This is a genomic window from Arsenicicoccus sp. UBA6765, from assembly GCF_002453335.1.
Classification (GTDB): Bacteria; Actinomycetota; Actinomycetes; order Actinomycetales; family Dermatophilaceae; genus Arsenicicoccus; species Arsenicicoccus bolidensis.
Map to the genome: position 1 here is coordinate 8,399 of NZ_DKGR01000008.1, position 21,710 is coordinate 30,108.

Annotated in this window: 21 protein-coding genes, 1 tRNA gene and 1 pseudogene; 14 read left to right on the forward strand and 9 right to left on the reverse strand. The window is 71.7% G+C overall.

The window, feature by feature from the left end:
• Positions 1-2 precede the first annotated feature (2 nt).
• Together B4K29_RS01595 and B4K29_RS01600 are read right to left on the reverse strand one after the other, a co-directional pair.
• Positions 3-2,015 carry an ABC transporter ATP-binding protein gene (locus B4K29_RS01595; protein WP_286966259.1) on the reverse strand — a complete coding sequence of 671 codons (2,013 nt, stop codon included), beginning with the start codon at positions 2,013-2,015 and terminating at the stop codon, positions 3-5.
• Positions 2,012-3,745: an ABC transporter ATP-binding protein gene (locus B4K29_RS01600; protein WP_286966260.1), complete on the reverse strand. Its 1,734-nt coding sequence runs from the start codon at positions 3,743-3,745 to the stop codon at positions 2,012-2,014. The genes B4K29_RS01595 and B4K29_RS01600 overlap by 4 nt, the downstream gene beginning before the upstream one ends.
• Positions 3,746-3,851: 106 nt before the next feature.
• On the opposite strand from B4K29_RS01600, the gene B4K29_RS01605 reads away from it, so the two are divergent.
• Complete coding sequence (locus tag B4K29_RS01605; protein WP_286955637.1) at positions 3,852-4,763, forward strand: RDD family protein; 912 nt, start codon at positions 3,852-3,854, stop codon at positions 4,761-4,763.
• Positions 4,764-4,878: 115 nt separating this feature from the next.
• On the opposite strand, the pseudogene B4K29_RS01610 reads toward B4K29_RS01605, so the two are convergent.
• Positions 4,879-5,538, reverse strand: a pseudogene (locus B4K29_RS01610) (isochorismatase family protein).
• 3 nt (positions 5,539-5,541) lie between these two features.
• Positions 5,542-6,801: a nicotinate phosphoribosyltransferase gene (locus B4K29_RS01615; RefSeq protein WP_376786871.1), complete on the reverse strand. Its 1,260-nt coding sequence runs from the start codon at positions 6,799-6,801 to the stop codon at positions 5,542-5,544.
• 250 nt (positions 6,802-7,051) lie between these two features.
• On the opposite strand from B4K29_RS01615, the gene B4K29_RS01620 reads away from it, so the two are divergent.
• The 9 genes from B4K29_RS01620 to B4K29_RS01660 all read left to right on the forward strand — a co-directional run bounded on the left by B4K29_RS01620 (position 7,052) and on the right by B4K29_RS01660 (position 14,462).
• A complete protein-coding gene (locus B4K29_RS01620; RefSeq protein WP_286966262.1) occupies positions 7,052-8,575 on the forward strand; it encodes an aldehyde dehydrogenase family protein in 1,524 nt (507 codons plus the stop codon).
• 2 nt (positions 8,576-8,577) lie between these two features.
• Positions 8,578-9,048 (forward strand): DUF779 domain-containing protein, encoded by a 471-nt coding sequence (locus B4K29_RS01625; RefSeq protein WP_313666854.1) that lies wholly within the window; start codon positions 8,578-8,580, stop codon positions 9,046-9,048.
• A 10-nt stretch (positions 9,049-9,058) separates the two neighbouring features.
• Complete coding sequence (gene clpS, locus B4K29_RS01630) at positions 9,059-9,349, forward strand: ATP-dependent Clp protease adapter ClpS (RefSeq protein WP_019287718.1); 291 nt, start codon at positions 9,059-9,061, stop codon at positions 9,347-9,349.
• A complete protein-coding gene (locus B4K29_RS01635) occupies positions 9,350-9,940 on the forward strand; it encodes a DUF2017 domain-containing protein (RefSeq protein ID WP_029212799.1) in 591 nt (196 codons plus the stop codon).
• 149 nt (positions 9,941-10,089) lie between these two features.
• Positions 10,090-11,016 carry an ABC transporter substrate-binding protein gene (locus tag B4K29_RS01640; RefSeq protein WP_286955643.1) on the forward strand — a complete coding sequence of 309 codons (927 nt, stop codon included), beginning with the start codon at positions 10,090-10,092 and terminating at the stop codon, positions 11,014-11,016.
• 3 nt (positions 11,017-11,019) lie between these two features.
• Positions 11,020-12,012 carry an amino acid ABC transporter permease gene (locus B4K29_RS01645; RefSeq protein WP_286966263.1) on the forward strand — a complete coding sequence of 331 codons (993 nt, stop codon included), beginning with the start codon at positions 11,020-11,022 and terminating at the stop codon, positions 12,010-12,012.
• A gap of 11 nt (positions 12,013-12,023) precedes the next feature.
• A complete protein-coding gene (locus B4K29_RS01650; RefSeq protein WP_029212796.1) occupies positions 12,024-12,860 on the forward strand; it encodes an amino acid ABC transporter ATP-binding protein in 837 nt (278 codons plus the stop codon).
• A gap of 28 nt (positions 12,861-12,888) precedes the next feature.
• Positions 12,889-13,695 (forward strand): glutamate racemase, encoded by an 807-nt coding sequence (murI, locus tag B4K29_RS01655; RefSeq protein ID WP_019287723.1) that lies wholly within the window; start codon positions 12,889-12,891, stop codon positions 13,693-13,695.
• Positions 13,692-14,462, forward strand: a complete 771-nt coding sequence (locus B4K29_RS01660) for an MBL fold metallo-hydrolase (protein ID WP_286966265.1) — start codon at positions 13,692-13,694, stop codon at positions 14,460-14,462. Before murI ends, B4K29_RS01660 begins: the two co-directional genes overlap by 4 nt.
• 67 nt (positions 14,463-14,529) lie before the next feature.
• Here B4K29_RS01660 and B4K29_RS01665 read toward each other — a convergent pair whose 3' ends face one another.
• The gene (locus B4K29_RS01665) at positions 14,530-14,910 is read right to left on the reverse strand and encodes a cytochrome b5 domain-containing protein (protein ID WP_019287725.1); all 381 of its coding nucleotides are present in this window, start codon (positions 14,908-14,910) and stop codon (positions 14,530-14,532) included.
• Between the two features lie 59 nt (positions 14,911-14,969).
• Between B4K29_RS01665 and B4K29_RS01670 the strand changes: the two genes are divergently transcribed.
• Positions 14,970-15,860 carry a TetR/AcrR family transcriptional regulator gene (locus B4K29_RS01670; protein ID WP_286966266.1) on the forward strand — a complete coding sequence of 297 codons (891 nt, stop codon included), beginning with the start codon at positions 14,970-14,972 and terminating at the stop codon, positions 15,858-15,860.
• Between the two features lie 75 nt (positions 15,861-15,935).
• Here the strand turns inward: B4K29_RS01670 and B4K29_RS01675 are convergent, their stop codons facing one another.
• Positions 15,936-18,155 carry an MMPL family transporter gene (locus tag B4K29_RS01675; RefSeq protein WP_286955647.1) on the reverse strand — a complete coding sequence of 740 codons (2,220 nt, stop codon included), beginning with the start codon at positions 18,153-18,155 and terminating at the stop codon, positions 15,936-15,938.
• A 196-nt stretch (positions 18,156-18,351) separates the two neighbouring features.
• On the opposite strand from B4K29_RS01675, the gene rph reads away from it, so the two are divergent.
• Together rph and rdgB are read left to right on the forward strand one after the other, a co-directional pair.
• Positions 18,352-19,101, forward strand: a complete 750-nt coding sequence (gene rph / locus B4K29_RS01680) for a ribonuclease PH (protein WP_286955648.1) — start codon at positions 18,352-18,354, stop codon at positions 19,099-19,101.
• Positions 19,098-19,700: an RdgB/HAM1 family non-canonical purine NTP pyrophosphatase gene (rdgB, locus tag B4K29_RS01685; protein ID WP_286955649.1), complete on the forward strand. Its 603-nt coding sequence runs from the start codon at positions 19,098-19,100 to the stop codon at positions 19,698-19,700. Before rph ends, rdgB begins: the two co-directional genes overlap by 4 nt.
• Before the next feature lie 95 nt (positions 19,701-19,795).
• Here rdgB and arfB read toward each other — a convergent pair whose 3' ends face one another.
• From arfB to bcp, 3 genes are all read right to left on the reverse strand, one after another.
• Entirely contained in the window at positions 19,796-20,251 is a 456-nt protein-coding gene (arfB, locus tag B4K29_RS01690; protein ID WP_286955650.1) for an alternative ribosome rescue aminoacyl-tRNA hydrolase ArfB, read from the reverse strand.
• 19 nt (positions 20,252-20,270) lie between these two features.
• Positions 20,271-20,350, reverse strand: a tRNA-Leu gene (locus B4K29_RS01695).
• Between the two features lie 40 nt (positions 20,351-20,390).
• A complete protein-coding gene (gene bcp / locus B4K29_RS01700) occupies positions 20,391-20,861 on the reverse strand; it encodes a thioredoxin-dependent thiol peroxidase (protein WP_286955651.1) in 471 nt (156 codons plus the stop codon).
• Between the two features lie 161 nt (positions 20,862-21,022).
• On the opposite strand from bcp, the gene B4K29_RS01705 reads away from it, so the two are divergent.
• Complete coding sequence (locus tag B4K29_RS01705; RefSeq protein ID WP_286955652.1) at positions 21,023-21,643, forward strand: DUF3618 domain-containing protein; 621 nt, start codon at positions 21,023-21,025, stop codon at positions 21,641-21,643.
• The last annotated feature ends 67 nt before the right edge of the window (positions 21,644-21,710 follow it).

A 21,710-nucleotide genomic window follows, 5' to 3' on the forward strand; every position in this document is an offset into this window, starting at 1 on the left:
CCTCAGGCGGACGGCTCCTCGGCGACGGCCCCGGAGAACTGCGCCTGGTAGAGCCGGGCGTAGGCGCCGCCCGAGGCGAGGAGCTGGTCGTGCGATCCCTGCTCGACGATCGCGCCCTGCTCCATGACGACGATCCGGTCGGCGTGACGGATGGTCGAGAGGCGGTGGGCGATGACGAAGCTCGTCCGGTCGCGGCGGAGCCGGTCCATCGCCTCCTGGACGAGGGCCTCGGTGCGGGTGTCGACCGAGCTGGTGGCCTCGTCCAGGATCAGGATCGACGGGTCGGCCAGGAACGCGCGGGCGATGGTGAGCAGCTGACGCTGGCCCGCCGACAGCGACGAGCCGTCGTCGTCCAGCACCGTGTCGTAGCCGTCGGGCAGCGTCCGGATGAAGTGGTCGGCGTGGGCCGCGGCCGCCGCCGAGACCACGGCGTCCTCGGTGGGGTGGGCGGCGCCATACGCGATGTTGTCGCGGATGGTGCCGGTGAACAGCCAGGTGTCCTGCAGGACCACGCCGAACGCCGACCGCAGCTCGCCGCGGGGCAGGGCGCGGATGTCGGTGCGGTCCAGCGTGATCCGGCCGTCGTCGACGTCGTAGTAGCGCAGCAGGAGGTTGGCCAGGGTCGTCTTGCCGGCACCGGTGGGGCCGACGATGGCGATGGTCTGCCCCGGCTCGGCGACCAGGTCGAGGTGCTCGATGAGCGGGGTGTCGGGGGAGTAAGAGAAGGAGACGTCCTCGAACGCCACCCGACCGGCGACGGTGCGCTCAGCCGAGCCGTCTGCCCGGCCTCCGCCCGCGACGTCGTCGCCCACGGTCGCCGTCACGGTGCGCGAGGGCACGTCCGGGGACTCCTCCTCGGCGTCGAGCAGCGAGTAGACGCGCTCGGCCGAGGCGACGCCCGACTGGAGCATGTTGGCCATGGCGGCGAGCTGGCCGAGCGGCTGGCTGAACTGCCGGGAGTACTGGATGAACGCCTGCACCCCGCCGATGGACAAGGAGCCCGAGGCCACGCGCACGCCGCCGATCACGGCGACGAGCACGAAGTTGAGGTTGGACACGAACCACATGGCCGGCTGGATGATGCCGGAGACGAACTGAGCCTTGAAGGCCGCCTCGTAGAGGGCGTCGTTGTGCTCGGCGAACGTGCGCTGGGCACCGGCACGCTGACCGAAGACCTTGACCAGCAGCTGCCCGGAGTACATCTCCTCGACGTGCCCGTTGAGGCGCCCGGTGGCCGCCCACTGCTCGCGGAACTGCGGCTGGGAGCGCTTGGCGATGGCCATGGTGATCACGGCCATGACGGGGATGCTCACGACGGCGACGATCGTCAGCAGCGGCGAGATGGTCAGCATCATGACGATCACGCCGAGGACCGTCAGGGCGCTGTTGAGCAGCTGGGTCATGGTCTGCTGCAGCGACTGGGCGACGTTGTCGACGTCGTTGGTGGCGCGGGACAGGATGTCGCCGCGGGACTCGGTGTCGAAGTAGCGCACCGGGAGCCGCTCGAGCTTGTGCTCGACGTCGTGGCGCATCCGGTGGACGGTGCGCTGCACGACGGTGGTGGTCAGCCACACCTGCACCCAGGTGAACACGGAGGACAGGACGTAGAGCCCGAGCGCCCACGCGAGCACCTGCGCCACGGCGCCGGTGTCGACCCCCGAGCCGGGGACGAGGTCGGGCATGCCGGACAGCAGGTCCGCCATGCGCGAGTCGCCGCGTGCGCGAAGCCCCTCGACAAGCTGCTCACGGGTGGCGCCGGCCGGCAGGTGCTGCCCGATCGCGCCGGCGAACACGAGGTCGGTCGCCCGGCCGAGGACCTTGGGCCCGACCACCGAGAACGCCACGCCGATCACGCCGAGGACGGTGATGACGAGGATGTGGCCCCGGTGCGCGGTGAGGTCGCGCAGGAGCCGCCGTGCGGAGGCGCGGAAGTCGTCGGGCTTGGCCACGGGTGCGCCCATGGCCATCGGGCCGCGAGCGGGCGAGGTGCGACGCTCCTGCGTGGACGGACTCATGCGGCCTCCTCCTCGCTCAGCTGGGACAGCACGATCTCGCGATAGGTCTCGCAGGTCTGCATGAGCTCGCCGTGGCGACCGCGGCCGACGACCGCGCCCTCGTCGAGCACGATTATCTCGTCGGCGTCCCGGATCGTGTTGACCCGCTGGGCGACCACGACCACCGTCGACTCGCGGGTGGTGGGCCGCAGGGCTGCCCGTAGGGCGGCGTCCGTCGCGTAGTCCAGCGCGGAGAAGGAGTCGTCGAACAGGTAGACCAGAGGCCGCCGCACGACCGCGCGGGCGATGGCCAGGCGCTGCCGCTGGCCGCCAGAGACATTGGTGCCGCCCTGGGTGATGGGGGCGTCGAGGCCACCCTCCATCGCCTCGACGAACTCCCGCGCCTGCGCGATCTCCAGCGCAGCCCGCAGCTCGTCCTCGGTGGCGTCCTCGCGGCCCAGGCGCAGGTTGCTGGCGACCGTGCCGGTGAACAGGTAGGGACGTTGCGGCACCAGACCGAAGCACTCCCACAGGGCGTCGAGGTCGAGGTCGCGCACGTCGACGCCGTCGATCAGCACCTGGCCGGCCGTGGCGTCCATGAGCCGGGGGATCAGGTTGACCAGCGTCGTCTTGCCGGACCCCGTCGACCCGATGATCGCGGTCGTGCGACCGGGGCGGGCCACCAGGTCGATGTCGCGCAGGACGGGGTCGTCGGCGCCGGGAAAGGTGAAGCTGACCCCGCGCAGCTCCACGACCCCGCGTCGCTCGACCGGTCGCACCGGCTCGGCGGGCGCCCGCACGGTGGGCTGCGTCGAGAGCACCTCGCTGATGCGCTCGGCGGACACCTGCGCCCGGGGCAGGACCATGAACATCATCGACGCCATCAGCACCGACATGAGGATCTGCATGAGATAGGTCATCATCGCGACGAGGTCCCCGACCTGCATGTCGCCGCTGTCGACCCGCAGCCCGCCGAACCAGATGACCGCGACGGTCGAGACGTTCATGATGAGCATGATCAGGGGGAACATCGAGGTCATGAGCCGGCCCGCCGTGACCGCGACGTCGCGCAGCTCGTCGTTGGCGACCGCGAACCGCTCCTGCTCGGCCTGGTCCTTGACGAACGCGCGGATGACCCGCACGCCCGTGATCTGCTCGCGCAGGATCTGGTTGACGCCGTCGACCTGCACCTGCATGCGGCGGAACAACGGGTGCAGCCGCACGATGATCAGCCCGAGGCAGCCGACGAGGACGGGCACGACGACCAGCAGCAGGCCCGACAGCGCGACGTCGTGGCGCAGCGCCATGACGACCCCGCCGACGGCGGTGATGGGTGCGGACACCATCATCACGAGCGTCATGAACACGAGCATCTGGATCTGCTGGACGTCGTTGGTGGTGCGGGTGATCAGCGACGGCGCGCCGAACTTGCCGAGCTCCTCGGCGGCGAACTCCTCGACGGTGCTGAAGATCTCGGCCCGCAGGTCGCGACCGAAGCGCATCGCGGTGCGCGCGCCGTAGTAGATCGCGACCAGGTTGGCGAGGATCTGCACGACCGTGATCGCCAGCATCCAGCCGCCCGTGCGCATGACATAGCCGGTGTCCCCCTGCGCGATGCCGCGGTCGATGACGTCGGCGTTGAGCGTGGGGAGGTAGAGGTTGGCCAGCACCTGCACGGTCTGGAAGATCAGGACCAGGACGAGGGGTCCGCGGTGGCGCGCGAGGTGACGGCGCAGGATGGCTGACAGCACGGGGACAGGGTAGTCCTCGGCACCGACATACCCCCATCGGGTTGCCGCCGGCCTCGTCGGCCTGCCGTCGTCCGTCGGCCGCAGGTCGGCGTGGCAGGCTAGGGGCATGACCCAGCCATCAGGGTGGTACGACGACCCCCAGGACCCCACCTACCTCCGCTACTTCGACGGAGTCTCGTGGAGCGACCACCGGGCGCCGAAGGTGGCGCCGCAGGTCGCCCGGTCCCAGATCGGCGAGGGCGCGCACGTCGAGGACTTCCACCTGCGCGAGCGTCAGCGTGAGCAGCAGGCCCGTCAAGCCCAGTCCGGTCAGCACAGCCAGCCCAGCCAGCCCAGCCACCAGAGCGACGGTCGTCCGGGGCAGAGCCCGTATGTCGCCCCGCCCGGCGGCCTCGGGGGCGGCGGCACCGAGCAGGCCCCCCGCCAGCACCAGCAGGCTCCCTACCCCGGCGCCTACGCCCAGCCGGCGCAGGACACCACGCCGGACGGGCAGCCCCTCAGCGGGTGGTGGCGACGGTTCTTCGCCTGGATCCTCGACGGGCTTCTCGTCCTGCTCGTGATGCTGCCGCTCACGGCATACCTCATGCGCGACTGGATCCCGCAGGTGCAGTCCTGGTGGGACGCGGCGATGGCGGCCGCGGCGGCCGGGAGCTCGACGCTGCCGGAGACCCCGATGCCGGGCGCGGCCCTGCAGCTGCAGGTCGCGGGGGCGATGTTCGCCGCCGCCGTGCTCTACGAGGTCGTCTGCCTGAGCCGGTGGGGCCGCACCCTCGGGCGCCTGGTCACGGGGATCAGCGTTCGCAGCATCGACGCCGCCGCCCCCGCGCCCGCCGGCCAGATCGCCCTGCGCACGATCGTGAAGAGGCTGGGCGATGTCCTGCCGGGCGCCATCGGCATGGTCTGGATGCTGGTCGACGGCCTCTGGCCGCTGGCCGACCGGCCGCTGCACCAGGCGATCCACGACAAGGTCGGCAAGACCTGCGTAGTGCGCGGCCCGCTGCCGCCCCGCCGCCGCTGAGGCGATCCACACCGCGGACGCCCGGATGCCCCGGACCACGTCTCGGGGTGGCGCGCCTGTCTCGTGCTGCAGGGTGAGACGGCCTCGGTGCGGGTGTCGGGTGGGGTGCGTGGCCTCAGGCCGGTCCGAGGCGCGGGGCGCCGACCAGCTCAACTCCCGCCGCACGCAGCTCGCCCAGCGCGCGCTCGGTCGTGTCCGGCGCGACACCTGCCGTGAGATGCAGGAGCACGCGGGTGGACAGCCCCGCCGCGACCGCGTCCAGGGCGGTGGCCCGCACGCAGTGGTCGGTCGCGATGCCCACGCAGTCCACGGCGGTGATCCCGTGCGACGCGAGCCAGCCCGCGAGCGGCTCACCCTCGGCCGTCAGCCCCTCGAAGCCCGACTAGGCGGCCGACCGCCGGCCCTTGCGCACGACCACGTCGACCCGGTCCAGGGCAGGGCGCAGCCCCTCGTGGAAGTCGGCGCCCGGCGTCCCGGCGGCGCAGTGCACGGGCCACGTGTCGACGTAGTCCGGCTCCTGCGCCCAGTGGCCGCCGGGGTCCTCGTGCCAGTCCTGGGTGGCGACGACGGCGGCATACCGGCCCTCGTGGGAGAGCACGAGCGAGGCGACGTCTCGCGCCACCGCGGCGCCACCGGCCACGGCCAGGGACCCGCCCTCGCAGAAGTCGCCCTGCACGTCCACGATCAGCAGCGCGCGGCTCTCGTCGACCCCGTCCGCTCGCGACGCCCCCGGCTCCCCGCCGGTCGCCGTGTCCCGATCCGTCCCCACCGTCATGGCTCAGTCCTCCACGTCGTCGACGTACTGGGTCGGGATGGCCGGCTCGCCACGCGACAGGCGGCGAGCGCGTGCCGGCAGCTCGGCCACCGAGGCCTCGTGCCGTGCCCGTGCGGCCTCGAGGGACAGGTCGCCCACGGCCTCGCCCCCGCGCATCAGCGGCACGAGGAGCTCACGGTCGTTGCCGTCGTTGACTGGCCGCTCTCCGATCCCGATCACCTCGGCCTGCGCCGCGCCGCGCTCGTCGAGGCGCCGCAGGGCGTACTTGCGGCCACCGACCGAGGTCTTGGACCTCGAGGCCTTGGCCACCGAGACCCAGGTGCCGTCGTCGTCCTTGCGGGCGACGAGCTTGTAGACCATGCCGGCGGTGGGCGCGCCGGACCCCGTGACCAGCGACGTCCCCACCCCGTAGCCGTCGACGGGGGCGGCGGCCAGCGCGGCGATGGCGTACTCGTCGAGGTCGGAGGTCACGGTGATCCGGGTCGTGGTCGCGCCGAGCTCGTCGAGCTGCAGACGCACCTCGCGGGCCTGGGCCACGAGGTCGCCGGAGTCCAGCCGCACACCGCCGAGCTCGGGCCCCGCCAGTCGGACGGCCTCGGCGACGGCGGCGCGAACGTCATACGTGTCGACCAGCAGCGTGGTGCCCTTGCCGAGGGACTCGAGCTGCGCCTGGAAGGCGCCGGACTCGCTGTCGTGCAGGAGGGTGAACGAGTGGGCGGACGTGCCGGCCGTCGGCACGCCGTAACGCCGGCCCGCCTCGAGGTTGGAGGTCTTGCCGAACCCCACGATGTAGGCCGCCCGCGCCGCCGCCACCGCGGCCTCCTCGTGGGTGCGCCGCGAGCCCATCTCGATGAGCGGGCGCTCCTCGGCGGCGGTGACCATGCGTGACCCGGCGCCGGCGATGGCGGAGTCGTGGTTCATGATCGACAGGACGAGCGTCTCCAGGATGCAGGCCTGCGCGAACGTCCCCTCGACGACGAGCAACGGCGAGCCGGGGAAGTAGACCTCGCCCTCGGCGTAGCCCCAGACGTCGCCGGTGAAGCGATAGGAGGCCAGGTAGTCCAGGGTCGCCTCGTCCACCACGGCGTTGTCCCGCAGGAACGCGATCTCGTCCTCGCCGAAGCGGAAGTCGCGGATGGCCTCCACCACCCGACCGGTCCCGGCGACGACCCCGTAGCGACGCCCGTCCGGCAGCCGACGCGCGAACACCTCGAACACGCAGTCGCGGTGGGCCGCGCCCGAGTGCAGGGCGGCCTGCAGCATCGTCAGCTCGTAGTGATCGGTGAGGAGGGCCGTGCCGGCCACGTTGCGAGTCACGCGACGCACTCTAACCGGACCCTCCCTGGCGGGGGAGGCAGTGGCCGTATGCCGCCCCGCCCAGCCTCTGGGCGCGTCGCCCCTCGGGCGCGGGCCCCGGGTCTGTCGTAGCGTGGTGACCCCGGTCACGCCCAGCGCGGCCACCGACGACCCGCAACGATCGACCACCGACCCACCAACGACGATGGGAGCATCCATGAGCGTCTATCCGCAGCCCGGCAGCAGCGAGTCCTCGATCGAGATCAAGGAGCGCTACGGCCACTGGATCGGGGGTCGGTGGACCGACCCGGTCAAGGGCGAGTACTTCGACAACCCGACGCCGGTGACCGGTCAGGTCTTCACCAGCGTCGCGCGGGGCACGGCGGAGGACATCGACGCGGCGCTCGACGCTGCGCACAAGGCGGCGCCGGCCTGGGGCAAGACCTCCGCCGCCGACCGCGCGCGCGTGCTCCTCAAGATCGCCGACCGGATGGAGGAGCACCTCGAGGACATCGCGGTCATCGAGACCTGGGACAACGGCAAGGCGATCCGCGAGACGCTCAACGCGGACATCCCCCTGGCGATCGACCACTTCCGCTACTTCGCAGGGTGCCTGCGGGCGCAGGAGGGCGGCATCAGCCAGATCGACGAGACGACGGTGGCCTACCACTTCCACGAGCCCCTCGGCGTGGTCGGGCAGATCATCCCGTGGAACTTCCCGATCCTCATGGCGGTCTGGAAGCTCGCCCCGGCCCTCGCCGCGGGCAATGCCGTGGTCCTCAAGCCGGCCGAGCAGACACCGTGGTCGATCCTCAAGCTGGTCGAGCTCATCGGCGACCTGATCCCCGAGGGCGTCGTCAACGTCGTCAACGGCTTCGGGGTCGAGGCGGGCAAGCCGCTGGCCTCGTCCCCGCGCATCGCCAAGATCGCCTTCACCGGCGAGACCACGACCGGGCGCCTGATCATGCAGTACGCCAGCCAGAACATCATCCCGGTGACCCTGGAGCTGGGCGGCAAGAGCCCCAACATCTTCTTCGAGGACGTCGCGGAGACCAAGGATGCGTTCTACGACAAGGCGCTCGAGGGCTTCGCGATGTTCGCGCTCAACCAGGGCGAGGTCTGCACGTGCCCCTCGCGCGCCCTCGTGCAGCGCTCGATCTACGACGGCTTCGTCGCCGACGGGGTCAAGCGGGTCGAGGCGATCGTCCAGGCCAATCCCCTGGACACCGACACGATGATGGGCGCCCAGGCCTCCAACGACCAGTTCGAGAAGATCATGAGCTACCTCGCGATCGGTCGCGAGGAGGGCGCCACGGTCCTCACCGGCGGCGACAAGGCCGAGCTCGAGGGCGACCTCGCGGGCGGGTTCTACATCCGGCCCACGATCTTCGAGGGGCGCAACGACATGCGGATCTTCCAGGAGGAGATCTTCGGCCCCGTCGTCGCCCTGACCTCGTTCGAGGACGACGCCGAGGCGCTCGCGACCGCCAACGAGACGCTCTACGGCCTCGGCGCCGGCGTGTGGACCCGGCACATGCACCGCGCCTACACGATGGGCCGCGCGATCCAGGCGGGCCGTGTGTGGACCAACTGCTACCACCAATACCCGGCGCACGCGGCGTTCGGCGGCTACAAGCAGTCGGGCATCGGCCGCGAGAACCACAAGATGATGCTCGACCACTACCAGCAGACCAAGAACCTCCTGGTCTCCTACAGCCCCGACAAGCTCGGGTTCTTCTAGAGATGAGCGATCACCAGCCTGCGGAGCCGGTCACCCCTGCGGTGTGCCCGGCTCCGCAGGAGCGGTCGTATGCCGAGATCCCGCAGCCGGCGCCGTCGCGGGTCGGGCTCACCGAGGCCGCCGCAGAGCTGCTGCGTCGGCTCGTGGACCGCAACGGCCCCGTGATGTTCCACCAGTCCGGCGGGTGCTGCGACGGCAGCTCCCCGATGTGCTACCCCGAGGGGGAGTTCCTGACCGGTGACGCCGACGTGCTGCTCGGTCGGCTGGTGGCGCCGGGGCTTCCCGGCATACCGGTCTGGATCTCGCGGGCGCAGCACGCGGCGTGGGCGCACACCCACCTGACGATCGACGCCGTCCCCGGGCGGGGCGGGGGCTTCTCGCTGGAGTCGCCCGAGGGGCTGCGCTTCCTGACGCGGTCGCGGCTGCTGACCGACGAGGAGCGGGCCGCTGCCCTGCCGGAGGACTCTGCCTAGACTGGCGACCATGTCCGTCGCCCCCGTCGAGCTCGACCTGCCGCAGTCGGACGAGCTCATCAGCCCCGACGTGCCCTGGGTGACCCTCGTCTGGAACGACCCGGTCAACCTCATGTCCTACGTGACCTACGTCTTCCAGGAGTACTTCGGCTACGACCGGGCCAAGGCCGAGAAGCTCATGCTCGGCGTGCACCTCGAGGGGCGCGCCGTCGTCAGCTCGGGCACGCGCGACGAGATGGAGCGCGACACCGAGGCGCTGCAGGGCTACGGCCTGTGGGCGACCTACCAGAAGGACGAGTAGATGGCGCAGGCCTTCCGACGCCACGGCGACCGCATCGTCGGGCACCTCGACGAGGACGAGCGCGAGCTCGTCGCCAGCCTGCTGGTCCAGGTGGGGCGCCTGATCCGGGGCATGGGTCCGGCGATCCCCGACCCCACGGGCGACCCGCTGACCGACGCCATGGCGGGCCTGTCGGCCGAGCCACCGCGGCGCCAGGCCGACCCGGCGCTGCGGCGGCTGTTCCCCGACGCGCGCCGCGACGAGGGGCAGCAGGCCGAGGAGGAGGCGCAGGAGTTCCGCCGGCTCACCGAGATGGGCCTGCGCCAGCGCAAGGTCGCGACCATCGACGCCGCGGTGTCCCTGCTCGAGCACGCCACCGACCCCGAGGTCCTGACGCTGACGACGGCGCAGGCCGGCCAGCTGACCGTCGCGCTCACGGACGTGCGGCTGGTGCTGGGGGAGCGGCTCGGGCTGCGGACCGACGAGGACGCCGAGGCCCTCGAGGAGCTGGTCGAGCAGTACGGCGAGGACCACCCGCACGTGCAGACCGCCGCGCTCTACGACTTCCTGACCTGGATCCAGGAGACGTTGGCAGAGGCGTTGGTCCGCTGAGCAGCGCGGCTGCCGCTCGCCGCACCTCACCGACCGCTCACGTCACGATTCGGGCGCAGCGCATCCGTCCGTGGCTCGATCCGTTGTCCGGCATGATCATGCGTGGCATGGTTCACACACCGCTCACTCATGCCTATGGAGGTAGCCCCGTGCCCATCCGTCCCGCTCGAGCCTCGGTGGTCGTCGCCGCCCTGGCGGTCGCCTCGTCCCTGTCCCTCGCCGCCTGCGGGTCGGACTCGCTGGAGTCCGGAGGCGCCAAGGCCTCCAGCGCCGCCGGATCGGCCACCGCCGCCGCCAGCCAGGCCGTCGACCAGGCCCTCGCCGACAAGGTGCCCGCCAAGATCAAGCAGGCCGGCGTCCTCAAGGTCGGCTCGGACGCGTCCTACGCCCCAAACGAGTTCATCGGCGACGACGGCAAGACCGTCACCGGCATGGACGTCGACCTGTTCACCGCCGCGGCGCAGAAGCTCGGTCTCAAGGCGGAGTTCCAGAACGCCGAGTTCCCGTCGATCATCCTCGGGGTCACCTCCGGCAAGTTCGACGTCGGCGTCTCGTCGTTCACGATCAACGCCGATCGCAAGCAGAAGGTCAACATGGTGCAGTACTTCAACGCCGGCACCCTGTGGGCGGTCAAGAAGGGCAACCCCAAGCAGGTCGACCCGGCCAAGGCGTGCGGCCTCAAGGTGGGTGTCCAGAAGGGCACCGTCCAGATCGACGACCTGACGGCCCGCTCCAAGAAGTGCACCGACGCCGGCCAGCCGGCCATCACCCAGATCGTCGAGACCGAGCAGTCCAAGGTCACCGCCGACCTGTCGTCGGGCAAGGTCGACGCCATGGCCGCCGACTCCCCGATCACCAACTACGCCGTCAAGCAGACCAACGGCCAGCTGGAGAAGGTCGGCGAGCTCTACGACTCCGCGCCGTACGGCATCGTCGTCCCCAAGGACCAGCAGGCCTTGGCCGAGGCCATCGGCGGGGCGTTCGCCGCGATGGAGAAGTCCGGGGACTACAAGAAGGTCCTCGAGAAGTGGAACAACGCCGACGGCGCCGTCACCGCGTTCCCGGTGAACCCCTGATCCATGGCTGATTCCGTCTCGAGGTCGCCGCAGCAGCAGGGACAGCCGGACAGCACGACGGACCGGCCGGGCGCCATCGACGCCCGGCCCGTCCGGCACCCCTGGCGCTGGGTCGCCGTCGCCGTCATCCTCGTCCTCCTGGCCATGATGGTGAGCTCCTTCCTCACCAACGAGCGCTGGGACCTGGCGTTCATGGTCAAGGTCATGAACTACAAGCCCGTGCTCAACGGCCTGATCATGGGCACCATCCTCGGCACCCTCGGCGCGATGGTCATCGGCGTCACGCTGGGCGTGATCCTCGCTGTGATGCGCCTGTCGTCCAACCCCGTGCTGACGTTCACGGCCGCGGCCTACACGTGGTTCTTCCGCTCCATCCCGCGGCTCGTCCTGCTGGTCATGCTGGGTACCGGGGTCGGCTACCTCTATCCCGAGCTGACCCTGGGCGTGCCCTTCGGCCGGCAGCTCGCGGGGGCGCTGGGCCTGGGGACCGACCTGACCATCACCCAGATCGACGTCAACGCCTTCTCGTCGACGCTGTGGGCCGGCATCATCGGGCTCGGCCTGTCCGAGGCGGCCTACATGGCCGAGATCGCCCGCGCCGGGATCCTGTCCGTCGACCAGGGGCAGCGCGAGGCCGCGCAGGCGCTCGGCATGCCCGGCGGCAAGACCATGCGCCGGATCGTGCTGCCGCAGGCCATGCGCGTCATCGTGCCGCCCACCGGCAACGAGACCCTCGCCATGGTCAAGGACACCTCGCTGCTGTCGGCCGTGCCGATCAGCGCCGAGCTCTTCTACCAGACCCAGGTCATCGGCCAGCGGACCCTGCAGATCATGCCCACGATGATGGCGGCCGTGTGCTGGTACCTCGTCGTGTGCTCGGTCCTCATGGTCGGCCAGCTCTACCTCGAGCGGCACTTCGGCAAGGGCTTCGGGACCCGGCCCAGCAAGAAGGACCAGCAGGTCAACCGTCTGCTCGCGACCACGGGGAGCCACTGATGAGCAGCCGTATGACGGAGCCCGCCGCCACCGGGCGTGACGGTGACGCGCGAGACGCCGGCCGGGCCGGCATACCGCTGGTGCACGCCGTCAACGTGCACAAGGCGTTCCACGGCAACGAGGTGCTCAAGGGCATCGACATGGACGTCCACCAGGGGCAGGTCGTGTGCTTGCTCGGGCCGTCCGGGTCGGGCAAGACGACCTTCCTGCGGTGCATCAACCAGCTCGAGTCGATCGACGGCGGCCGCATCTGGGTCGACGGCGACCTCATGGGCTACCGCGACGTGGGCGGGCGGCTGCACCACCTGACCGACAAGCAGGTCGCGGCGCAGCGGCGCGAGATCGGCATGGTGTTCCAGCGGTTCAACCTCTTCCCACACATGACGACGCTCGCCAACGTCATGGAGGCGCCGATCCAGGTCAAGGGGGAGCGCAAGGCCGAGGTCAGGGAGCGGGCCGTGCAGCTGCTCGACCGGGTCGGCCTGGCGGAGAAGGCCGACGCCTATCCCAGCCAGCTGTCCGGCGGGCAGCAGCAGCGCGTCGCGATCGCGCGGGCGCTGGCGATGCAGCCCAAGCTGATGCTCTTCGACGAGCCGACGTCCGCGCTCGACCCCGAGCTGGTCGGCGAGGTGCTGACGGTCATGCGCGAGCTCGCGGCCAGCGGCATGACGATGATCGTGGTGACCCACGAGATGGCGTTCGCCCGGGAGGTGGCCGACCACGTCGTCTTCATGGACGCCGGGGTCGTCGTCGAGCAGGGCCCTCCGCGCGAGGTCATCGGCAACCCGAGGCACGAGCGGACCCAGGCCTTCCTGTCGCGGATGAGGTCGGAGTCGCACGACGGCTGACGGCTCGCCAACCCCTATCCTCGGTCGGGTGAGCGACGCACCCATCGGCATCTTCGACTCCGGCTACGGGGGTCTCACGGTGGCCCGGGCCGTGCTCGACCAGCTGCCGAGCGAGTCCATCGCCTACCTCGGTGACACGGCGCGGGCGCCATACGGCCCCCGCCCGATCGCCGAGACCCGCCGCTATGCGCTGGAGTGCCTGGACCGGCTCGTCGACCACGGCGTCAAGGTCCTGGTCATCGCGTGCAACACCGCGAGCGCCGCCGTCCTGCACGACGCGCGGGAGCGGTATGACGTGCCCGTGGTGGAGGTGATCCGGCCGGCCGTGCGACGCGCGGCCGCCGCCACCCGCAACGACGTCGTCGGCGTCATCTCGACGCGGGGGACCCACCAGAGCCGGGCCTACCCGGACGCCTTCGCGGCGGCCCCGCAGATCCGCGTCGTCAGCCAGCCGTGCCCGCGGTTCGTGGAGTTCGTGGAGTCGGGGGTGACGGGCGGTCACGAGGTGCTCGAGGTCGCGCGCGGCTATCTCGAGCCGGTGATCGCCCAGGGCGTCGACACCCTCATCCTCGGCTGCACGCACTATCCGCTGCTCACGGGCGTCATCTCCTATGTGATGGGAGACACGGTGACACTGGTGTCGTCCGCCGAGGAGACTGCCAAGGACGTCTACCGCGTGCTCGCCGACGGTGACGCGCTGCGACCGGCCGACCAGGGGCCTCCGTCCCACGGGTTCACCACCACCGGCGACCCCGAGGAGTTCCGTCGGCTGGCGCGGCGCTTCCTCGGCCCCGAGGTGGACACCGTGTTCGCCGACGACAGAGGTGCCCCGTGAGAATGACCGTGATCGGATGCTCGGGGTCCTTCCCGGGGCCGCAGTCGCCCGCCTCCTGCTATCTCGTGCAGGCCGACGACGAGGCCGGCCGCACCTGGTCGATCCTGCTCGACCTCGGCAACGGCGCGCTCGGCGTGCTGCAGCGGCACCTGGCGCTCGACGAGATCGACGCGGTCCTGCTCTCGCACCTGCACCCCGACCACTGCCTGGACGTGTGCGGGCTCTACGTCACGCGCAAGTACTCCCCGGCCCGCGCGGACGGCGGGCGCCTGCCCGTGCACGGTCCCCACGGCGTGGAGCGGCGGATGGCCGAGGCCTACGGCGGCGAGGAGGGCTCGGCGCTGGCCGGTCAGCTCGACTACCGCGAGTGGGAGGCCCGGCAGCCGGTGCGGATCGGACCGTTCACGGTCACCCCGATCCCCGTCAACCACCCCGTCGAGGCCTATGGCCTGCGCGTGGAGGCGGACGGGCAGGTGCTGGCCTACAGCGGCGACACCGACTCCTGCCCCGAGCTGTCCGAGCTGTTCACGAGGGCGACGCTGGCGCTGGCGGACTCGGCGTTCGTGGACGGGCGCGACGAGACGCGCGACATCCACCTGACCGGGTCGCGCGCGGCCGCCGCGGCGGTCGTGGCCGGGGGAGTGCAGCGGCTGATGCTGACGCACATCCCGTCCTGGAACGACCCCGAGGTGTGCCGCGCCCAGGCCGCGGCGGTGTGGGCGGGCGAGGTCGAGCTCGCCGAGCCCGAGCGCACCTACCCCCTCTGACCCGCCGCCGGCAGAGGCATCGACCGGCCTTCGTTCCCCAGGCTGATGCCTTTACCCCCGGCGGGTCTCAGCGGCGCAGGCGACCGACGACCGGCATCGACTGCAGCTTGTCCCTCGCGTGCCCCGACCTCACGAAGGCCTCCGTCGCGTCCGTGCCCGCCTCGATCCCGTGGTGGCGACCCCGCTTCATCCACGACGGGAACCCGCTCATGTCGTAGACGACGCCGTCCACGGCCAGGTAGCAGGCGGCGCCATCCGCGCAGGTCGCCGCCGTGAGCTGGTCGCCGGTGATGGTCACCGTGTCCAGGGTGTGCTGCTCGGCGCTGCTGACGGTGCGCTGCAGCTTGGTGGGGTCCCCGGCGTTCGGGTTGGGCTTGGCATAGGCGTAGACGACCGCTGCCGCCACCGCGATGACGACGGCCAGGGTGATCCACATCCAGAGCTTCATGAGTGTCCTCTCCGCGGTGAGACATGATGTCGCATCGCTGTTGTGAGACACTATGTCGCATGACTCGCGCTCCGGCATCAGGGGGATCCCCGATCCGTCCCCGACGCCATGGGGAGGACCCCGTCGCGGACCGCATGCTCGACGCGGCCCTCACCCGCATCGAGGCCCAGGGCATGACGGTGAGCCTCGCCGATGTCGGCATGGAGGCCGTGATCGCCGAGGCGGGCGTCTCCCGCGCGACGGCATACCGCCGCTGGCCGAGCCGTGAGGCCTTCCTGGCCGACGTGCTCGTGGAGACCGTGCGGCGCACGTCCCTGATCCCCGAGACCGAGCAGGACCTCGTCCGCCTCCTCGAGGTCGTCGACGACCACCGGGCCGACCTCGGCAGCGAGGAGGGGCGCCGGGACCTGGTCGTGGAGGCGCTCCGGGTCTCGGTCGACCTGGACGTACGACGCATCGTCGCCTCCCCGCGCTGGCGCACCTTCGTGTCGTTGGCGGCGACCTACCAGGGGCTGCCCGAGGGGGCCGTCCGTGAGGCGGTGGGGTCGGCGCTCGCCGAGGCCGAGGAGGCGTTCGTCGCCCGGCGGGCCGGGATCTACGCCAACCTCGTCGGGCTCATCGGCTATCGCCTGGCGCCGCCCCTGCAGGGGGACGACGGCTTCCGTGCGCTGTCCGGCGCGACCGGGGCGATGATGACCGGCGTGGTCCTGCGGGCCCTGCCGCGACCGGCGTGGCTGGACGAGCGGCATACGGCCCGCTTGCTCGGCGCATCTCGAGAGGCGGCCTGGTCAGAGCCCGAGCGGCTGCTGGTGGGGCTGCTGCTCAGCCATCTCGAGCCGGACCCCGACCTGGCCTGGGACGACGCGACGATCGAGGGCCTCCTGACCAGGCTCGAGGGTCAGGTCGCGGAGCTGTTGTCCCGTCCGTCACGGCCCGCGGCCCCCCGGTGAGAGCCGCCCGCCGACCGCCTAGGACCCGCCGGGGGCAGAGGCATCAGCCTGGGGGACGACGGCCGGTCGATGCCTCTACCGCCGGCGGGACAGGGCGGAGGGCCACCAGACGCGGTCGCCGAGCTCGCGCACCAGCGCCGGCACGAGCAGCGAGCGCACCACGAAGGTGTCCAGCAGCACCCCGAACGCCACGATGAACGCGATCTGCACCAGGAAGCTCAGCGGCAGCACCCCGAGCGCCGAGAAGGTCGCGGCCAGCACGATCCCGGCACTGGTGATGACGCCGCCGGTGACGGCCAGCCCGACGAGCACGCCCTCGCGGGTCCCGCGCTTGCGGCTCTCCTCGCGCACCCGGGTCATGAGGAAGATCGAGTAGTCGATCCCCAGCGCGATCAGGAACACGAAGCCGTACAGCGGCACGGTCGGGTCGAAGCCGGGGTAGTCGAGCACCCAGGTGAACAGCACCGCGAAGACCCCCATCGTCGCGGCGAAGCTCAGCACGTTGGCGAGGGTCAGCAGGACCGGCGCCACGATCGAGCGCAGCAGGACCACGAGCACCACGAAGACGACGAGCAGGATGGCGGGCCCGACCGTCCGCAGGTCGTGCACCCCGGCGTCGCGGGAGTCCAGGCCCTGGGCGGCGACGCCTCCCACGAGGGCGCCGTCGGCGATCGGGTGCACGACAGACCGTATGCCGCGCACGACGTCCTGCGCCTCCGGCGTGTCGGCGGCCGGCGTCGTCGTGGCCTGGAGCAGCACACGACCGTCGACGACCTTGGGCGGCGCGCCCTGACCGGGCCGTCCGCCACCCGTGCTCCCGGCCTGCGCGGTGAGCGGCACGACCGACGCGACCCCGTCGACGCCCTGGAGGGCGGTGGTGACCTGGGCGGCCGTGGCGGAGGGCACGATGACCTGCACGGGCGAGCCGGACCCGCCGGGGAAGTGCCGGGCCAGGGCCTTGTTGCCCGTGACGGACTCGACCTCGGTGGTGAAGTAGGTCGACTGCGGCGCGCCGTCCGCGCGCAGCACGGGCACGAACGCCGCGCACACGGCGAGCCCCAGCGCCGACAGCACCCAGGCGCGACGCGGGTGGCGCCCGACCAGGCCGGCGACGCGGCCCCAGACGCCCCGCTTCGCACCCGCCGAGGTCGTCGAGGTCGGTGCAGCAGAGCCGGGCTCGTCTGCCGGAGCCGTCGCGACCGCGTACTCGGAGTGCACGTGGTCCACGCGGGGGATGGCCGGCCAGAAGATGCGCCGACCGGCGAGCAGCAGCACCGCGGGCAGGAAGGTGAGGGCGGCGAGCATGGCGCCCACGATGCCCAGGGCGCCGATGGGGCCGAGGCTGGCGTTGTTGCCGAGGTCGGACAGCAGCAGGCAGAGCAGCCCGAGGATGACGGTGCCGCCGGAGGCGACGATGGGCTCGACCGTGCCGCGCCAGGCGCGCCGCATGGCCACGCGGTGGTCCTCGTCGTCGTGCAGCTCCTCCTTGTAGCGCGCGACCAGCAGCAGCGCGTAGTCCGTCGCCGCGCCGACCACGAGGATCGACAGGATGCCCTGGCTCTGCCCGGACAGGGTGAGGTGGCCGCCCTCGGCGAGGGGATAGATGACCAGCCCCGCGGCGGCGAGCCCGAAGACCGCGGTGGCGAGGACGGCGAACGGCAGGACGGGGCTGCGGTAGACGACGAGCAGGATCACCAGCACCACGCCCAGCGCCACGAGCAGGAGCACCCCGTCGATCCCCCCGAAGGCCTTGACCAGGTCGGCCGTGAAGCCGCCAGGCCCGGCGACGTACGCCTGCAGGCCGCTCCCGGCGAGGACGGCGTCCCGATGGGTGCGCAGCGCCTCGGCCACCGCGCCGACGGGCTTGACCCCGTCGATCTCGGTGTCGGTCTTGGTCGAGTCCACGCTGACGGGGACGAGCAGCGCCTTGCCGTCCGGGGAGGGGATCGCGACGGCGGGCCCCGCGAGCAGGGACTGCAGCCTGACCTGGGGTGCCCCCGGCAGGGTCAGTGAGGGGATCGAGTCGACATAGCTCTGGGCCGCGGCCCGGTCGGCGGCGGTGAGCCCTGACTCGCGCTCGACCACGACGAAGAACGGCAGCGTCGACTGCTCCTGGAAGCGCTCGGCCACCTCGCGGGCCTTGGTCGACTCGGCGCTGGCGGGCAGGAAGGCCGCCTGGTCGTTCTTCTGCACCGAGGACAGGCCGCCGATCTTGGGGCCGCCGAGCCCGCCGACGGCGAGCCAGGCGACGACCACCACCAGCGCGGCGAGCAGCCAGCGGCCTGGTCGCGGCACTCCGGTCCCGGTTCGATGGGGGCGATGGCGACCAGGCTGGGGGCTCATTCCACCAGTGAAACAAATGTGGCGTGCCTGCGCGCGCCGCCACGCAATCCCTGGACCCACCTGTGCCGAGCCTGTATGCCGTCCACCGCCGGGTGCCGTACGCCGCGAGCGGGCGGGCCCGGCATACGGGCTCGATAAGGTGAGGTCCATGACTGCACGCCACGACGGGCGCACGCCCGACCAGCTCCGCGACGTCCGCATCACCCGCAACTGGCTCGACCACGCCGAGGGGTCGGTGCTCGTGGAGTTCGGGCGCACGCGCGTCCTGTGCGCCGCGAGCTTCACCGAGGGCGTGCCGCGCTGGATGAAGGGGCAGGGCCGCGGCTGGGTCACGGCGGAGTACTCCATGCTGCCGCGCTCGACCAACACCCGCTCGGACCGCGAGTCGGTCAAGGGCAAGATCGGTGGCCGCACGCACGAGATCTCGCGCCTGGTGGGACGTTCGCTGCGGGCCGTGGTCGACCTGGACCAGCTGGGGGAGAACACCATCGTCCTGGACTGCGACGTGCTGCAGGCCGACGGCGGGACCCGGACGGCCGCGATCACCGGCGCGTATGTCGCTCTCGCCGACGCCATCGCCGGTGGGGTCACGAGCGGCGCGATCGCCAAGGGCGCCAAGCCCCTGCGCGACTCGGTCGCCGCCATCTCGGTGGGCGTGGTCAAGGGGGTGCCGGTGCTCGACCTCGACTACCCCGAGGACTCGACCGCCGACACCGACATGAACGTCGTCATGACCGGCGACGGGCGCTTCGTCGAGGTGCAGGGCACGGCCGAGGCCGAGCCGTTCGACAAGGCCGCGCTGGACGCCCTGCTCGCGCTGGCGGCCACGGGCTGCGAGCGGCTGACCGAGCTGCAGCAGTCGGCGCTCGACGCCACGCCGCGGGAGCGCGTGCAGTGAGCCGGATCGTCCTCGCCACCCGTAACGCCGGCAAGATCCGCGAGCTCGAGACGATCCTGCGCGCCTCGCTGCCGGGCGTCGAGGTCGTGGGTCTGGGGGAGTTCCCCGACCTGGAGGACGTCGTCGAGTCCGGCGTGACCTTCGAGGCCAACGCGACGCTCAAGGCCGCCTACGCCGCGCGCATGACGAACCTCCCTGCCGTGGCGGACGACTCGGGGCTGGCCGTCGACGTGCTCGGCGGTGCCCCTGGTGTGTTCTCGGCCCGCTGGTCCGGGCGGCACGGCGACGACGTCGCCAACCTGCGGCTGCTGCTGGACCAGCTCGCCGACGTGCCCGACGAGCATCGTGGGGCACGCTTCCGGTGCGCCGCGGTGCTCGCCCTGCCGGACGGCACGACCGTGTGCCGCGAGGGCGACTTCCCGGGAACGCTGACGCGAGAGCCGCGCGGCACCAACGGTTTCGGCTACGACCCGATCCTGCAGGTCGAGGGCCGCACCCGCACCGCGGCCGAGCTCTCCGCCGAGGACAAGAACGCGATCTCCCACCGCGGCAAGGCCTTCCGCGCGCTCGCGCCCGAGATCGCCCGCCTGCTGGCCTGAATCCTGCTGCTGGGTCGCAAGGTTCGGCACGCGGGGCTCGGGTCGCGGGGTGCGGGCGACAGGTGTCGGCCCGGTGTCCAGCGTCGCGCGAGACGTCAGTCGTCGGCGCGGGTCACGCGCCCTCGTCCGGACTTCACGTCCGCACGGCGCGACTTGGCGGCGAGGCGCCGGCGCTGAGATCCCTTGGTGGGCTTGGTCGCCCGCCTCGGTGGCGGTGGGGGAGCCAGGGCCGCGCGGACGCCCTCCGCCAGCCGGTGCCGCGCCGCCTGGCGGTTCTGGCGCTGGGACCGGTGCTCCGAGGCGTCGATGGTGATCACCCCGTCGACGAGCCGCGGCTCCAGCGCCTGCACCACCCGCGCCCGCTGCGCCTCGCTGAGGGCGGTCGAGGTGGCGGGCGCCCACGAGAGCTGCACGCGCGAGTCCGTCGTGTTGACGCCCTGGCCGCCGGGGCCGGACGCGCGCGAGAACCGCTCCGTCAGCTCGGACGCCGGCACCACGAGCCCGCGGGGGATGCCCGGGCCGGAGGGGACGCGGAGGTCGGCGGTCGGCATACGACCACTCTCTCAGAGGTGCGCACGGCGGGACTCGAACCCGCACGCCGGAGCACAGGAACCTAAATCCTGCGTGTCTGCCAGTTCCACCACGTGCGCGGGGCCCGGTGCACGACGGCGACCGGGCGGGAGGCCAAGGCTACTCGGCGAGGCTCAGGGCCTTGGACAGCGAGGCGACGTGCCCCTTGGCCTTGATGTTGTACTTCGCCAGCTCGACGCGGCCCTGCTCGTCCAGCACGATCGTGGAGCGGATCACGCCCTCGATCGTCTTGCCGTAGCTCTTCTTCTCGCCGTAGGCGCCGTAGGCCTTGAGCACGTCCAGGCCCGGGTCGCCGAGCAGGGGGTAGGTGAGCCCCTCCTTCTCGCGGAAGGTCGCGAGCTTCTCCGGCTTGTCCTTGGAGATGCCGACGACCTCGTAGCCCGCCGCCTGCAGCGACCCGAGCGAGTCCCGGAAGTCGCAGGCCTCGGCGGTGCACCCGGGCGTCATGGCCGCGGGGTAGAAGAAGATCACGAGCTTGCGCCCGCGCAGGTCGCTCAGGGACACCTGCTCGCCCGTGTCGGAGGGGAGGGTGAAGTCGGGGGCCTGGTCACCGGGGTCGAGGCGGGGCATGGCGGATCCTTCCGGGCGGGCTGGTCGGGATGCAGCACGAGCCTACGGGGTATGCCGAACCCCAGCCGCGCAGGCGGATGCTCCGACGAGGGGCGCCCCACCTGCGTTATCGTCGACGCAAGACCTGCGTCCCGCGCATCCCCCCACGCTAGGAGAGCATCGTGACCGAGCAGCCCAACAAGTCCGTGTCCGACCTCGAGTCCGACATCGCCAAGAGCCGTGAGCGCCTGGCCGCCACGATCGACGAGCTGGCCTTCCGCGCCCAGCCCAAGAACATCGTGGCCGACCAGAAGCGCCAGCTGCGCGAGACGGTCATGGCCAAGTACCACTCGCTGATGGGGACCTCCGCCGGCGCGACCACGGGCCCGAGCCACTACTCGTCCGCGGGGACGACCACGACCTCCCACTCCGACGCGTCCGTGGCCGACCAGGCCAAGGCCAAGGCGGAGGAGCTCAAGACCACGGCGACGCTCAAGGCCGAGGAGCTCAAGACCACCGCGACGCTCAAGGGCGAGGAGCTCAAGGCGACCGCCACCGCCAAGATCGACGAGCTGAAGTCGCGCTCGGAGAGCCACGGCCAGCACGCCGACCCGGCCGCGCAGACCACCTTCGCGGACCTGCGGTCCCGCGCGCAGGTCAAGGCCGACCAGGCCCGCCTCAAGGTCGACGAGGCCACGCACGACGCCGACGGCGAGCTGCGCATGGACCGCGTCGCCACCGGCCTGGCCGCCGTCGGGGCCGTCCTCATCAGCCTCGGCGTGGCTCGCCGCAACCGCGGCTGACACCCCCAGCGACCTGATCGAGGTGGCCCCGTCACGGCGGGGTCACCTTGATTTCATGTAGCCCCCT

What these genes read in the sequence shown, in the direction of transcription:
- B4K29_RS01595 (WP_286966259.1), bottom strand. Translation starts at nt 2,015, where the DNA reads ATGAGTCCGTCCACGCAGGAGCGTCGCACCTCGCCCGCTCGCGGCCCG.
- B4K29_RS01605 (WP_286955637.1), top strand. Translation starts at nt 3,852, where the DNA reads ATGACCCAGCCATCAGGGTGGTACGACGACCCCCAGGACCCCACCTAC.
- B4K29_RS01615 (WP_376786871.1), bottom strand. Translation starts at nt 6,801, where the DNA reads ATGCTGCAGGCCGCCCTGCACTCGGGCGCGGCCCACCGCGACTGCGTG.
- B4K29_RS01620 (WP_286966262.1), top strand. Translation starts at nt 7,052, where the DNA reads ATGAGCGTCTATCCGCAGCCCGGCAGCAGCGAGTCCTCGATCGAGATC.
- B4K29_RS01625 (WP_313666854.1), top strand. Translation starts at nt 8,578, where the DNA reads ATGAGCGATCACCAGCCTGCGGAGCCGGTCACCCCTGCGGTGTGCCCG.
- clpS (WP_019287718.1), top strand. Translation starts at nt 9,059, where the DNA reads ATGTCCGTCGCCCCCGTCGAGCTCGACCTGCCGCAGTCGGACGAGCTC.
- B4K29_RS01635 (WP_029212799.1), top strand. Translation starts at nt 9,350, where the DNA reads ATGGCGCAGGCCTTCCGACGCCACGGCGACCGCATCGTCGGGCACCTC.
- B4K29_RS01645 (WP_286966263.1), top strand. Translation starts at nt 11,020, where the DNA reads ATGGCTGATTCCGTCTCGAGGTCGCCGCAGCAGCAGGGACAGCCGGAC.
- B4K29_RS01650 (WP_029212796.1), top strand. Translation starts at nt 12,024, where the DNA reads ATGACGGAGCCCGCCGCCACCGGGCGTGACGGTGACGCGCGAGACGCC.
- B4K29_RS01665 (WP_019287725.1), bottom strand. Translation starts at nt 14,910, where the DNA reads ATGAAGCTCTGGATGTGGATCACCCTGGCCGTCGTCATCGCGGTGGCG.
- B4K29_RS01670 (WP_286966266.1), top strand. Translation starts at nt 14,970, where the DNA reads ATGACTCGCGCTCCGGCATCAGGGGGATCCCCGATCCGTCCCCGACGC.
- rph (WP_286955648.1), top strand. Translation starts at nt 18,352, where the DNA reads ATGACTGCACGCCACGACGGGCGCACGCCCGACCAGCTCCGCGACGTC.
- arfB (WP_286955650.1), bottom strand. Translation starts at nt 20,251, where the DNA reads ATGCCGACCGCCGACCTCCGCGTCCCCTCCGGCCCGGGCATCCCCCGC.
- bcp (WP_286955651.1), bottom strand. Translation starts at nt 20,861, where the DNA reads ATGCCCCGCCTCGACCCCGGTGACCAGGCCCCCGACTTCACCCTCCCC.